The 13,309-nt window shown below is 73.2% G+C and carries 9 protein-coding genes; 4 read left to right on the top strand and 5 right to left on the bottom strand.

All coding sequences use genetic code 11. The features are described 5' to 3' along the window. Positions 1-64: 64 nt before the first annotated feature. The 4 genes from PKF00_RS31005 to PKF00_RS30990 form a co-directional block, all read right to left on the bottom strand. Positions 65-2,158, bottom strand: a complete 2,094-nt coding sequence (locus tag PKF00_RS31005; RefSeq protein WP_271221230.1) for a serine/threonine-protein kinase — start codon at positions 2,156-2,158, stop codon at positions 65-67. Between the two features lie 165 nt (positions 2,159-2,323). Continuing rightward, positions 2,324-3,724 (bottom strand): YlbE family protein, encoded by a 1,401-nt coding sequence (locus PKF00_RS31000; protein ID WP_271221229.1) that lies wholly within the window; start codon positions 3,722-3,724, stop codon positions 2,324-2,326. 106 nt (positions 3,725-3,830) lie between these two features. After that, positions 3,831-5,387: an AllF/FdrA family protein gene (locus PKF00_RS30995; protein ID WP_271221228.1), complete on the bottom strand. Its 1,557-nt coding sequence runs from the start codon at positions 5,385-5,387 to the stop codon at positions 3,831-3,833. Continuing rightward, entirely contained in the window at positions 5,384-6,286 is a 903-nt protein-coding gene (locus PKF00_RS30990) for an oxamate carbamoyltransferase subunit AllH family protein (RefSeq protein ID WP_271221227.1), read from the bottom strand. Before PKF00_RS30990 ends, PKF00_RS30995 begins: the two co-directional genes overlap by 4 nt. A 191-nt stretch (positions 6,287-6,477) precedes the next feature. Between PKF00_RS30990 and PKF00_RS30985 the strand changes: the two genes are divergently transcribed. Next, the gene (locus PKF00_RS30985; RefSeq protein ID WP_271221226.1) at positions 6,478-8,040 is read left to right on the top strand and encodes a PucR family transcriptional regulator; all 1,563 of its coding nucleotides are present in this window, start codon (positions 6,478-6,480) and stop codon (positions 8,038-8,040) included. A gap of 10 nt (positions 8,041-8,050) precedes the next feature. Next, on the top strand, positions 8,051-8,272 hold the full coding sequence (locus PKF00_RS30980; protein ID WP_271221225.1) for an RNA-binding S4 domain-containing protein: 222 nt from the start codon (positions 8,051-8,053) through the stop codon (positions 8,270-8,272). 89 nt (positions 8,273-8,361) lie between these two features. On the opposite strand, the gene PKF00_RS30975 is transcribed toward PKF00_RS30980, so the two are convergent. Further along, complete coding sequence (locus tag PKF00_RS30975) at positions 8,362-10,644, bottom strand: terpene synthase family protein (protein WP_271221224.1); 2,283 nt, start codon at positions 10,642-10,644, stop codon at positions 8,362-8,364. A 413-nt stretch (positions 10,645-11,057) separates the two neighbouring features. On the opposite strand from PKF00_RS30975, the gene PKF00_RS30970 reads away from it, so the two are divergent. Together PKF00_RS30970 and PKF00_RS30965 are read left to right on the top strand one after the other, a co-directional pair. Further along, on the top strand, positions 11,058-12,437 hold the full coding sequence (locus tag PKF00_RS30970; RefSeq protein WP_271221223.1) for a uracil-xanthine permease family protein: 1,380 nt from the start codon (positions 11,058-11,060) through the stop codon (positions 12,435-12,437). Continuing rightward, positions 12,434-13,303, top strand: a complete 870-nt coding sequence (locus PKF00_RS30965; RefSeq protein ID WP_271221222.1) for an FAD binding domain-containing protein — start codon at positions 12,434-12,436, stop codon at positions 13,301-13,303. Before PKF00_RS30970 ends, PKF00_RS30965 begins: the two co-directional genes overlap by 4 nt. Positions 13,304-13,309: the final 6 nt, after the last annotated feature.

Below are 13,309 nucleotides of genomic sequence, written 5' to 3'. Positions count from 1 at the left end.
TTGCGGTCACAAGTGAATTTTGTCATCACTTGTAATTATTTGTGAGGCGGGCTACCGCCAGAAGTCAGTCCGTCGGCGTGAAGGTGGCGAAGAAGGTCCGCAGAAGCTCGGCGCTCCTGTCCCATTCCAGGTCCTGCGCGGTGAACGCGATCAGATAGGCCCTCCGCCCGTCGACCGCGACGTAGCGGGTCAGCCCGTGCATGGGAACGGCGCCTTTCGGCTGGACGTAGGTGTACTCCCAGTCGGCGGCCTTCCAGGTGCCGTACGGCACCGGTGCCACGCCGATCTCGGTGTACTCGTCCAGGCCCTGCTTGCCGACCGCGTCGAGCGAGGTCACCGGATCGCCGACCGGCGCCTCGGTGACGACGACGCTCCGCCCGCTGTTCTTCGGCCCGGAGAAGGTCACGGCCCTGCCGTCCCCCGCCCGCACCGTCCACCCCTCGGGCAGCGCGGCGGAGACACGCCCCCCGCTCAGCGTCCGGTAACCGTCGGGCGTCTCGCCGCGCGACGGTGACGGCGACGCGAGGCTGGAGAGGGCCGAGGCCGAGGGGGCGGCGCTCTGAGCCCCCGGGGCCGGCGTGGCGCCGGGGGGAAGCAGGGCGAACAGCGCCGCCGCCACCACGACCAGGGTCGCGACCGCGCAGACCAGGAGCAGGAGCGGCGTCGGCCGGCCTCCTCGCGTCCAGCGCCCCTCGCCGCTCGTGCCCCGACGTGAGCCCCTGCGACCGCCCGATCTGCCCGATCTGTCCGCGGAGGCCCTGGAGGCCCTTGTCGTCTCCCGCCCCGCCCTGGTCCCTCCTCGCGGGGAGGCGGATCCGCCGGACAGGACGTGCGTCCCTCTCGCCGTCTCCCATCCTGTCTCCCCGAAGGCGTCGGGCGGCGACCCCGGCGGCGGCCCTGACGGAGCGTCTTCGGGGAACTCGTCGGAGAGCGAGGCGCGCCCGAATCCGACGGCCGGGCTGCGCAGCGCCTCGTGCCCGCGCCTGCGGACGCCGCTCCGTCCGCCGGGCGAACCGGTCCGCGCGGCCGAGCCCTCCTCGGGCCGGCTCGACAGGTCCGCGTCCTGCCCGTCAGGGGAGCCGGGACCGCCCCACAGGTGTGCCTGAGCGTCGTGCGGCACCCGTACGGGGCCGGAGGGAGTCTCGATGATCCGCGAGGGGAGCGGCCCCGACGGCGGGCCGGGCGACGGCACGGGGCGCGGCGGCACGGGATCGTCGGGGAACCCCGCAGGGACGGCGGACGCGACGGTCACCTCGCTCGAGGTGGCCGAGCCGTGGCTGCGCAGCACCCGGTTCAGCAGGTCGGCCACCTGCGCGGCGGTCATCCGGTCGGCCGGGTTCTTGCGGAGCAGGCCCTCGATGACGGCGATCAGCGCCCCCGCCCGCTGCGGCCTGTTGGGCTCCTGGGTGAGGATCGCGCCGAGCACGGCCACCGCGTCCGTCCCCTCGTACGGCGGGCGGCCCTCGACCGCCGCGTACAGCGTGGCGCCGAAGGACCACAGGTCGGCGGCGTAGGTGATCGGCTTGCCGGAGAGCCGCTCCGGCGGGATGTAGGCGGGCGAGCCCATCAGCAGGCCGGTCTGGGTGACCGAGACGTCGCCCTCTATCGCGGCGATGCCGAAGTCGGTGAGCACCACCCGATCCTGGGTGAGCAGCACGTTGCCCGGCTTGACGTCGCGGTGCAGGATCCCCGCGGCGTGGGCGTGGCGCAGCGCGTCGAGCATGCGGACGGCGATCTCGGCGGCCTGGACGACCGGCAGCGGCCCGTTCCTGCGCACGGCCTGCTCAAGGGACCACGCGCGGACCAGCTCCATCACGATCCAGGGACGGCCGTCCTCCTCGACGACGTCGTGAACGGTGATGATCCCCGGGTGGCTGAGCCGCGCGGCCGAGCGGGCCTCGCGCATCATGCGCCGGTGCGCCGCGCGCATGCCGTCGTCGTCGAGCCCGTGGGGGAGGATGAGCTCCTTGACCGCGACGTCACGGTCGAGCAGGACGTCGTGCGCGTGCCACACCACACCCATGCCGCCCCGGCCGACCGGCGAGATCAGGCGGTAACGCCTGCCGACCAGTCTGCCCTGCTCCTCCGCTCCGGTCGCGCTGATGCTCTCGCCCTCCGAACCCATGAGGGGCTTGCCGAGCAAGCGATCGGTCATCATGCCCCGTCCCCACAACCAACCCTATGCGCAAGGGTGGACACGATATCGGGATCGTATAAGGCAAAGGAAGTTGATGTATCTCGAAAGGGGTTGAGGCGTTCGTCGCCGACCGTCGCCGACCGGGCCGCCGGACCGGAGGCCGTCAGGACCGGGGGCGCGCCGCGCTCACCGCCGCGCCCCCTCACCCGCCTCGGCGAGCGCGGAAAGGGCGGCGGCGAAGGCCGACGCGGGCGGGCTCACCAGGCCCGCGCCGACCTGTCCCGTGCCCGCGACCCGGCCCGCGATGCCGGTGTTGACGGTGGGCAGCAGCCCCGTCCTGGCGACCAGCGTCACGTCGACGCCGACCGGCGTGCCCCGGAAACCGAGGCCGGGAATCTGGTAGACGGGGTGTTCGGCAAGGGTGATCTCGTACATGGCGCGGGTCGCCGCCGTCGCGGCCGAGACGTCGCCGCCGACGAACCGGACGATCGCCGGGGCGGCCGCCATCGCGAAGCCGCCGAGGCCCGCCGTCTCCGTGATCGTGGAGTCGCCGATGTCGGGGTTGGCGTCCGCGGGGCCGTACGCGCCGAGATACAGGCCGTCCGGCACCCCCGCGGGACCGGTGAACCAACGGTCGCCGAGGCCGGAGACCTGCAGGCCGAAGTCGGTGCCGTTACGGGCCATCGCGACGACCATGGTCGAGCCGGGGACGTTCCTGGCGGCGTCCGCGCTCACCTTGCACGCCGCCATGCCCGCGTTGAGGAAGAAGTGGTCGTTGCCGTTGACGAAGCGCAACACCTCGGCCGCGCGGGCGGGGGAGGCCTCGACGATCCCCGGAGCCAGTTCCCGCGCCAGCAGCGAGGTCGCGGCCCGGTTGCGGTTGTGCAGCTCGTCGCCCATCTGCAGGGCCTGCGCGATCAGGGCCCTGAGGTCCAGCGGTCCGGTCAGGCGCAGGGTCTCACGCAGCACGGGGCCGAGCACCTCGTCCATCCAGCGCAGCCGCTCCAGCACCTCCGGACCGTAGGCGCCGTAGCGCAGCACCTTGCCCAGCCCCTCGTTGAGCGAGCAGTAGGCGGTGCCGCCGTGCTCGGCGTCACGCACCTCGAACATCCACATCGACGGGCTGACCACGCCCGCCATCGGCCCGACCGCCCCCCGGCCGTGGCAGGGTTCGAGACGGGCCCGCCCCCCGGCGAGCCCGCGTTCGGCGTCCTCCGCGTCCGAGGCCAGCCCTTCGAGCAGCGTCGCCCCGATAAGCGCGCCGCGCATCGGTCCCGAGGCGCGTTCCCAGTCGATCGGCGGCCCCGCGTGCAGGAACGAGCCGACCGGCAGGTCCAGGGCCTCGCCCGCCCGCCGTACTCCGACGAGCAGAGGCCTGGCGGACACCAAGCGGCCGACGGCGGTCGCGTTGGCGCGGGCCCTGCGCGGGTCGGCCAGCACCCGTGCGACGTCGTCCTCGGTGCCGGGCAGGGGCGGCCGCCAGTCGACCTTCGTCCTCGGCACCGCCTGCGCGTCCAGCGCCTCACCGAGGACCTCGGCCCCAACCGTGATCACCCGGGGCTCCCCGGAGAGCAGTGGCAGCGTCATCGGCCGCCCCCCGGGGAGGGGCGGCGCCCGCCGGCCCGGTGACAGGACGCCACGCGAGCCCCGGCGGGATGCGGTGACCGGGTGCGGGACGGTCGTGGCGGCCGGGTCATCGGACACCCGCCAGAACCTCGGCCGCGTGTTCCGCGGCCTGGGCGTTCGAGGCGAAGACCGCCGCTCCCGCGGCCCGCAGCGCCTCCGCCTGGGCCTCCAGTCCCTGGGGGTCGTCCCGCGAGCCGACCAGCGCGACCACGACCCGCACGCCCCTCGCCACCGCGGAGGCGATCCCGGGGGCGAGGCCTGCCGACGGGTCGGGGTCGGCGGCGTGTCCCAGGACCACGTCGAGCAGCGCGACGTCGCCTGACGGCACCCGCGCCATGGCCTCGAGCCTGAGCGAGGGATCGATCATCGGATGGGGCCTGCCCCGGGTGTACGCGTCGTCGCCGAAGTCGGTGAACTCCCCGGCGCCCGCGACCAGCCGGGCCTCGGCGCAGAGGGTTCCCCCCGAGTAGACGCCCCGCAGCGTCCCGGCGCGTGAGGCCTCGCGTGAGACTCCCGGCCCGCCCTGGCCGCCCGCGCCTGCCCCGGCGTCGCCGCTCTCGCCCGCGCCCGTTCCCGCGTTCTCGCCCGCGCCTGTTTCCGTGTCCCCGCGGCGGCCGGCTCCGGGGCCGGGCGTGTCCGGGAGGCCGTTCTCCGTGCCGGGCGCGGGCCACGAAGGCCACACGGGAACGGGGACGCCGAGCGTGCGCAGCACCCTCTCGGTCACGGTGGTCAGGTCGTCGCGCCCAGGACCGAGCAGCGCGGTCACCACCGGGGTCGCGAGCGCGCCGACGGCCTGCCGTACGGTCTCCTCGACCTCGGGGGCGGGAGGCTTGGAGATCAGGACAATCAGCTCGGTCGCGGGATCGGCGTCGAGCGCCTCAAGGGCGCGGAGCGTGGACAGCCCGCCCACGTCCGCCGACAGGTCCCTGCCGCCCACGCCCAGCACATGACTGACCCCGACGCCCGCCGTGTCCAGCAGGCAGGTCACCTGCTGCGCGCCGGTCCCCGAGGCGGCCACCACTCCGACGGGCCCGGGGCGCAGCACGTTCGAGAAGCCCAGGCCCGCGCCGCCGATCACGGCGGTGCCGCAGTCGGGCCCCATGACCAGCAGGCCGAGCTCTCCCGCGCGCCTCTTGAGCAGCACCTCCTGCTCGACGGGAACGTTGTCGCTGAAGACCATCACGGGCAGGCCCGCCTCGATCGCGTCCATCGCCTCGGCGAACGCGTACGGCCCGGGCACCGAGACCAGGGCCAGCGTGGCGGGGCCGCCGCCGACTCCGCCGAGGGCGGCCGCGCGCACGGTACGCGGCGGGTGCTCCGCGCCCCCGGGGGCCGCCTCGCCGGTCGTCCGCGTGGCCAGGCCCGCCAGCAGCCGGTCCAGCTCCGTCTCCGCCGCCTCGAGCTCGGCGGGCCCGCCGCTCCGCAGCGCGATCAGCAGGTCGCCCGGTCCCGCCTCCGGCAGGTCGAAGCCGAGCTCGGCGGCGACGCCCCGGTTGAGCTCGGTCGCCATCGCCACCACCGCGACCTCGACCCCGGGCAGCCCGGCGACCGCCTGGCTGACCCGCATCAGGCTCACCGAGTCGTGGTAGACCCCCACGCGGACCCTGACCAGGTCGGCGCTCAACGGCTCCGGCTCCCCAGCGCGACGACGGCCGCGAGACCGGCGCGCACCCCCCAGGCCAGGTCGGCCCCCGACGTGTGCCCGAGCAGGAGCAGCCGGTGCAGCGCGGGCTCCAGGGACTGCTGCCCGACCAGCCCGCGCAGCACGGCCAGCACCTCATTGCTCGCCTCGCCCCTGGCGGCGCAGTGCAGCAGCGTCGCGGAGATGGGGGTCGTCCTGCCGCGGGCGTCGAAGGTGACCGCGGCGGCCAGCCAGTCGGCCAGCCAGACGGCCCGCTCGGCCCCGGCCGCCGTGCCCAGATGGCGAAGCGCGACCAGCAGCCCGGCGAGCATGTCGTCGCCGCTCGGGGTGAGCCCGGGCCCCAGGCCGACGAGCCGCTCGGCGGCCGTGACGCCACGCAGCAGGGAGCCCTCGGCGCATCCCCCGGCGAGCAGTTCCGCGGCGCCGTTGCCCTCGAGCCCGGGACGCCTGGGCGAGCGGTCGCACAGTTCGGTCAGCGCGGGCAGCAGGGACGCCAGCCGCGCCGGGGCGACGGGGCCGAGCGGCGGGGCCGGGTTCCACCAGCGGTGCGCCCGCAGGCCGAGCCCACCGATCTCGACGGAGCCGTCGCCCACCCAGGCGTCGTCCCCCACGGCGACCCGGGGCATCGGAGCGTTGGTCACCATCGCGTTCGGCAGCCTGACCGCGTCTCCGGTCACCACCGCGATCACGTGGGGCTCGAGCTCGGTGCGGATCTCCAGGTAGATCCCGGAGGGAAAGGCCGCCAGCACCCGCGCGGGGCGGCGGGGCGACTCCAGCACCTGGCGCAGGGCCGTGCTGGCGGCGCCGGTCGTGTGCGCCCGCACGTGTTCCCGCGGGGCGCTTCGGGCCCGCCGGGCTCCAGGGCGCGTTCCAACGGTCATGAGACCCCCTCACCGGCCTTTCACCCGTGCCGACGCCGTCGCTCCACGCGACAGTCTCGCCCACGAGCGCCCCCAATCCACTGAGCCGACGGTAAACGTCTGTCGATCCTCTCCGTACGGAGAAAGATGCCAACAGTCAGCCCAAAGGTTGGCTCTTCCTGACAGACGGTCTGATCAGTCACAATCACTTCATGGAACCTCCCGTACGCCTGGCGAGCACCGGAACGATCACCCACGGCGTCGCGGTCGGAGAGGTCCTCGGCGTCTCGACGCTGGCCGGGGCCAAGCTGATCGCGGGAGGCCGCGGCCTCGGCAGGATCGTGCAGCGGCTCAACGTGATGGAGGTTCCCGACGTCCTCGCCTGGGTGAAGCCGAACGAACTGCTGCTCACCACCGGTTATCCGCTGCGCAACACCCCCCAGTCGCTCGGCAGGCTGGTCAGCGACCTGGACGAGCGAGGGCTGGCCGCGCTGGCCGTCAAGCTCGGCCGCTACCTGGACCGGCTGCCCGAGGAGATGGTCGAGCAGGCCGACCGCCTCGGCTTCCCCCTCATCCAGCTTCCCGACGACGTCGGCTTCGACGACATCCTCAACCAGGTCCTCACCGACATCCTCAACCGGCAGGCCGCCGTGCTGGCCAGAGCCGAGGAGGCGCACAGGGCGCTGGTCCAGGTCGTGCTCGCCGGGGGCGGGCTGCGGGAGGTGACCGCCGAGGTGGCCGGGCTGCTGGGCGTGGCCGTCGCCGTGCTGGACGGGGCGGGGCAGACGCTGGCAGCCGCGGGCCCCGCCGAGCAGGTGGCCGAGCTGCGCGCCGCCCCCGAGGGCCGCCACACCTCGGTTCCCGTCGTCGCGGGCGGCCACCACCACGGCAGGATCGTCGCCTGCGTCCCCGTCGGGGCGACCGGCGACAGCGACGTCGGCATCTTGGAACGTGCCGCCACGGTCGCCGCGCTCGTGGTCACCCGGCAGGAGGCGGTCAACGCGGTCGAGAGCAAGTACCGCGCCGACTTCCTGCGCGACGTGCTCACCGGCAGGGCGGGAGGCTCCGAGCGGGTCGCCGCGCGGGCCAAGGCCTTCGGCTGGGACCTGGAGCGCCCCGTCACCGTCCTGGTGGCCGAGCTCGACCCCGAGGGCGACGAACGCGTCACCCAGGACCGGCTGCTCACCTGCTGGACCAGCGCGATGCGCCGCCACGACCGGCGCGGCGCGGTCGCGGGCTTCTCCCACGAGGTCGTCACCATCGTGGACGCGACCGTCGACACGGGCCGCCTGGCCAAGGACGCCGTCGCCGCCTTCGCCGAGTGCCTGCCCGCCACCTTCTCGACCGGCGCCAGCCGTACCGCCGTCGGAGCCGAGGCGCTGCCCGAGGCGTACGGCCAGGCCCTGAAGGCGGCCAGGGTCGGCCGCCAGCTCCACGGCCCCGGCGCGGTCGCCCACTTCGACCAGCTCGGCGTCTACCGGCTGCTCTCCCTGGTCAACGACACCGCCGAGCTGCACGCCTTCGTCCGGGAGACCCTCGGCCCGCTCGCCTCGGACACCGACGCGGAGAACGGCGACCTGCGCCGGACCCTGCAGGTGCTGCTGGAGACCAACCTCAACGTCGCGGAGACGGCCAGGAGGCTGCACTTCCACTACAACACGCTGCGCTACCGCATCGGCAAGCTGGAACGGATGCTCGGCAACTTCACCGAGGACGCCCACCTGAGGCTGAACCTCACCCTCGCGCTGCACGTCCTGCGGATGCGCGGCATCTAGACTCTCGACCGTGAACGAGACCTTTGAGCTGGAAACCGACTACATCCCGCTCTGCGACCTGCTGAAGTACTGCGCCGTCACCGACACCGGCGGCCAGGCCAAGCACTTCATCGCCGAGGGCAACGTCACGGTCGACGGCCAGGTCGAGCTCCGCAAGACCTGCAAGATCCGCGCCGGCCAGGTCGTCGCCGGGGACGGCTTCGAGATCCACGTGGTCGCCCCCGGCGGCTGACCTCGCCCGACCCGTCCGACGCGGGCACGAGGCCGGCACGTCACGGCCAGGGCACTGGGCCTGAGCCCGCGTTCGACGCGGGCGCGGGCTCAGCGGGTCGCGTCAGAAGGGCGTAGGGCCGACGCGCGGAGCCCGCCCGCTCCCGCCGACACCGCGACCCTGACCGCCGAGGTGCCCAGCCCCGAGGGCAGGAACGGCGAGCCCGCCGGGACCGGCGCGCCGCGGTGATGCCTCACGAGCTCGGCCTCGGTGTATCGCGCGCACCTGCGGTGCCACTCTAGGATGCCCGACATCCAGTCCTTGAGGCCGTCGGCGTGCCGGGTGAGAATCCCCCTGACCTGCTCGTCGAGGTCGAACTCCTCGAACAGGGCGGGCAGGTCGTGGGCGACGAGGTGCTCGAACTGCCTCATCCGCGCCGTCATCAGGTCGGCCACGACGTCCCTGGCGGCCAGCCGGTCGACGCCCAGGAAGTTCTCCACGACCAGGACGACGTTGTGGAGCTCCCCCTCGAACTCGATCTCCTTCTGGTAGGAGAACAGGTCGTTGGTGAAGGTGGCGTAGTCCTGCGCCGCGGTGTCCAGCTCGCGCATGACCCGCGTCCGGTAGATCTCGGCGGGCACCACGTCGTAGTGCGCGAGCTTGGCCAGGCTGATCGTCAGGTCGGAGCCGAACGTCCTGCGGCGCATCTCGACGTAGTCGACCGGGTCGGGGACGCGGTTGTGAGTCTGGTTGTCCATCTCCCACAGCCAGCTGGCGGTCATGCTCTCGACCGCCTCGCGGAACTCCCGCCTGGCGGGCTCCTCCATCGGTCCCGCGGTGCGCCGCCACAGGTCGGCCAGCCCCCGTTCGAGCTGGTTCGTCGGCTCGGGGACGGCCCCCGCGTCCAGCGGCATGAACGCGGACAGACGCTCGTTGCAGAGCTTCGCCGCCGCGAGGTTGCGGGTCGCGCCGAACGCCACGGGGAAGTAGTCGTCGCCGTAGGTCCCCCAGGCCAGCCAACCGGCCGACAGGTTGAGCTGCTCCCGGTCGGAGTCCGCGTGGATCATCGCCGCGCAGTACGCGAAGTCGAAGCCGAGGAAGCGCCGTTCGTCCCACACCCCGCCCGCCTCGACTCCGGGGACCGAGTCGAACAGGCCCGTGCGCCGCGCCCAGCCGACCAGGTCGCGGCGCACGGCCTCCAGGTGGGGGCTGGTGCGGATCGGGAAGGGCATGTGGAACTCCGGCAGCGGCAGGTGCCCGACCGGCGTGAACGGCACGTGCGAGCGCTGCCTGGCCCTGAGCCGCAGGCTCGGCCCCGCCGCGAGTGACGGGAACCTGGCCGCGGAGGTGCCGAGGCCCGTCGGGCTCCTCGACACGCCGGGTCCGGAGACGGCGCCCTCGTTCATGTATCGGCTGGACCTCGCGTGCCACTCGTGGCCGCCCGACTGCCAGTCCTGCAGGCCCTTGACGTACAGGCCGACCGCGACCTGCTCGTGCGCGGGAACGGCGTGCTCGGCCAGCAGGGCGGGCACCTCCGACAGCGCCGTGTCCTCGAACCGCAGCAGCCGGGAGGTCAGCAGGTCGTTGACGAGCTCGGCGGCCTCCTGCGTCGAGCAGTCGAAGAACCGCTCGAAGACCAGCACCGCGTTGGAGTTCTCTCCCTCCTCCCTGACCTCGCGCTGGTAGGAGAACAGGTCGTTGCGCAGGTGCACCGCGTCGGAGAAGGTGTCGCACAGCACGTGCAACGGCCTCGTCCCGGCGAGGCCGTCGGGGACCTCGGCGCCGACGGCGTACTCGACGAGGTTGGCCGACCACGGCGCCCCGCCGACCCTCCTGCGCATCTGGACGTACTCGATCGGGTTGGCGATCCTGCCGCGGTCGATGTTGTCCAGCTCCCACATCGACTCGATCATCAGGTTGTGGGTGCTGGTGACGAAGCGCCGCCGCCATCCGTGCGACATCGCGGGCACCGTGCGCTCCCACAGGTCCGCGAGCCCCGCCTCCGCCGGATTGCCCGGCTCCGGAGGCGTCTGCCCGTCCATCGTCATGAACAGCTCAAGGCGGTCGAGGTGGGCCTTCGCGCCCCGGAGGTCGCGGGAGTGCTTGAAGTGCTCGAGGAAGTGGTCGTCGAAGAAGAAGACCCAGACGTACCAGTCGGTGATCAGGTCGAGGGCGGGGCCGTCGCAGTCGGGATGGGTGTAGGCGCACATCAGCGCGTAGTCCATCCTGGCCAGCGCCGCCTCGTCCCAGACGACGCCGCCGCCGGGCTTGGGGGAGTCGAGCATGCCCGTCTCGCGGGCCCAGGCCGCGCTGTGCGCGCGGGCGCGTTCCAGATGGGGGTTGATCCTCGCCGGGTACGGCATGTAGAAGTCGGGCAGCGTGAAAGCCTGCATGGGGGCGTGCCTACTCTCTGGGGCCGACTGGTGTCTGTTCACTCAAAGTCGCGACATCGGCACACACGGTACTCCATCGTGGCGGCGGGGCGGGAGATCTCCTTCGAACCTTCCGCCGCCTTCCCGCCGTGCCTGTGCCGTACGGCGGGGGCCCGCGCCGGGTTTCGGCGGAGCCGTGCCTGGGAACCCTCCGTAGACCTTCGTCGGTTCCTCGGGGGTCCCTCGTCCGCCGACGGCGCCCTCGCCGCAGGCGCGCGGGACGGCCACCGGCCGACGGCCCGGTTTTGGCAGATCATGACGGTGTGAGGCGACGGCCGCGGGCCTGACGTGCCCGCAACGACAGCAGGGGAGTTCGCCGGAGGGATGCCTGCGGGGCGGCCACCGACCGACGGCCCGGTGAGAGGTGGGGCTTGATGGTTGCAGGTTGGACCAAACACGGGGACGGCAAGACCCTGGCGCCGGGAGAGGTCGTCAGGCCCGACGAACGGCTCTCCTGGCCGCGCATGATCGGCTTCGGCGCCCAGCACGTCATCGCGATGTTCGGCGCGACGTTCGTCTTCCCGCTGGTCATGGGGCTGGACCCCAACGTCGCCATCATGTTCTCCGGCGTCGCTACGATCATGTTCCTGCTCATCGTGAACGGCAGGATCCCCAGCTACCTCGGCACCAGCGCCTCCTTCGTCGGCGGCGTGCTCGCCATCCGGGCCCTGTACGGCGGCGACACGCCCGCGGCCGACGCGATCGTCACCGGGGCGATCCTCGTCGTCGGACTGGTGCTCGCGCTGGTCGGGGTGGCCATCCACTACCTCGGCGTACAGATCATCAACCGGGTGTTCCCGCCGGTCGTCACCGGCGCCGTCGTCATGCTGATCGGGTTCGGCCTGGCGTACGTGGTCGCCGACGTCTACTGGCCGCAGGACCAGTGGATCGCCCTGATCACGATGGTCGTCACCTTCGTGCTCCTCGTGGTGTTCAAGGGGTTCGTCGGCAGGATCGGCATCCTGCTCGGCCTGGTCGTCGGCTTCCTGCTGTCCTGGGGGGCCGACAGGGTCTTCGGGGACATCACCGCCTACAACGCCGTGACCGCCAAGGTCGACACCCACCCGAGAGTGGACTTCTCCGCCGTCGCGGACGCCGCCTGGATCGGGTGGCCGAACACCCACCTGCCCGACATCAGGTTCTCCGCCGTGCTGCTGGTGCTGCCCGCGGTGATCGCGCTGATCGCGGAGAACGTGGGCCACGTCAAGGCCGTCGGCGAGATGACCGGCGTCGACGTCGACCCCTACCTCGGCCGGGCGATCGCCGGAGACGGCCTCGCCACCGCCGTCGCCACGACCTTCGGCGGCTCCCCGACGACGACCTACGCGGAGAACATCGGGGTCATGGCCGCGACGAGGGTCTACTCGACGGCCGCTTACTACATCGCGGCCGTCATCGCGATCCTGTTCGGCCTGTGCCCCAAGTTCGGCGCGCTGGTCGCGGCGACCCCCGGCGGCGTGCTCGGCGGCATCACGGTGATCCTGTACGGCATGATCGGCCTGCTCGGCGCGAAGATCTGGGTCGAGAACCGCGTCGACTTCTCCGACCCGGTCAACATGGTCCCCATCGGCGCGGGCATCATCCTGGCCATCGGCCCGGTCAGGCACGTGGTCGGCGCCAACTTCGCGCTCGAGGGCATCGCCTTCGGCACCATCGTGGTCGTGGGGGGCTACCACCTGCTGCGGGTGCTGTCCCGCCGCAGGGGTGTGGACGTCTCCGCGCGGAGCCCGCGCGGAGAGGAGGCGGCCGGGTGAAGCCGCCCCCCTTCGACTACCACGCCCCCGGCTCCGTCGCCGAGGCCCTGGAGACCCTCGCCGAGGCGGGCGAGCACGGCAAGGTGCTCGCGGGAGGCCAGAGCCTGATCCCGATGCTGAACATGCGCCTGGCGGCGCCCGGGCACATCGTCGACGTCAACCGGCTCGCCGAGCTGGCCACCGTCTCCGTCGAGTCCGACGGCGTCAGGGTCGGCGCGCTGGCCAGGCACGCCCAGGTGGAGCGCGCGGAGCAGGTCGCCGCCGCGCAGCCCCTGCTCCGCCAGGCGCTCAGGCTGGTCGCCCACCCGGTGATCCGCAACCGGGGGACCGTGGTCGGCAGCCTGGTGCACGCCGACCCGGCCGCGGAGCTGCCCGCGGTGCTGATCCTTCTCGGCGGCTCGGTACGGCTGGCCCGCCCGGGAGCCACCCGGGACGTTCCCGCCGCCGGCTTCTTCACCGGCCCCCTCGAGTCGGCGCTCCGGCCGGGGGAGCTGGCCGTCTCCGCCCTGTTCCCCACGCTGCCCCCGCGCTCGGGCACGGCCTTCCACGAGGTGTCCAGGCGGCACGGCGACTACGCGGTCGCCGGGGTCGCGGCGCTGGTGCGGCTCGACGACGACCTGCGGGTCGTCACGGCCGGGGTGGCGTGCGTGAGCGCGGGGCCGGTGCCGGTGCTCGTCGACGTCACCGAGGCATGCGGTCACCGCCCTGCCGCCTCGGCCGACTGGGCGTCGGCCGCGCGGGCCGTACGGGACCGGATCGAGCCGGAGACGGACGTCCACGCCAGCGCCGACTACCGTCGGCACCTCACGGGGACGCTGGCAGAGCGGGCCCTGCGGGACGCCGCGAGGGCGGCCTCCGATGAGTGAGCGGGC

Source organism: Streptosporangium carneum (genome assembly GCF_027922005.1).
Lineage (GTDB): Bacteria > Actinomycetota > Actinomycetes > Streptosporangiales > Streptosporangiaceae > Streptosporangium > Streptosporangium carneum.
Note: the sequence above shows the minus strand (reverse complement) of the source record. Positions and strands in the feature narration are given on the sequence as shown.